Annotated in this window: 1 protein-coding gene; it reads left to right on the top strand. The window is 66.2% G+C overall.

Translation table 11 applies throughout. The features are described from left to right. Window positions 1-89: 89 nt before the first annotated feature. The coding region (locus SB754_RS20135) for a hypothetical protein (protein WP_410784143.1) at window positions 90-275 on the top strand (186 nt) is incomplete at its 3' end.

Genomic DNA, 275 nt, shown 5'->3' with positions numbered 1-275 from the left:
CCATCGGCCATGATCGCGCGGGACGACTCGTCGGTCTGACTGCCGGTCATTGCGGCGGACGCGGAAACGCGGTCAAGGCAGAGAAGAGCATGGGGTCAGGCGTACTCGGCGTGATCACCGAGTCCAACTTCCGTTGGGACTACGCCGTCATCGAGTTCGACAAGTCCAAGGTGACGCCGCAGCGCAGCTATCGGGGACTGACCATCTCGGGCCCCGGCCCACGACCGGTCTTCGGTCAGTCGGCCTGCAAGGCAGGCCGCACCACCGGCACCACC

The organism is Leifsonia sp. SIMBA_070 (assembly GCF_046534635.1).
Classification (GTDB): domain Bacteria; phylum Actinomycetota; class Actinomycetes; order Actinomycetales; family Microbacteriaceae; genus Leifsonia.
This window is presented reverse-complemented; position numbering and strand designations above follow the sequence as displayed.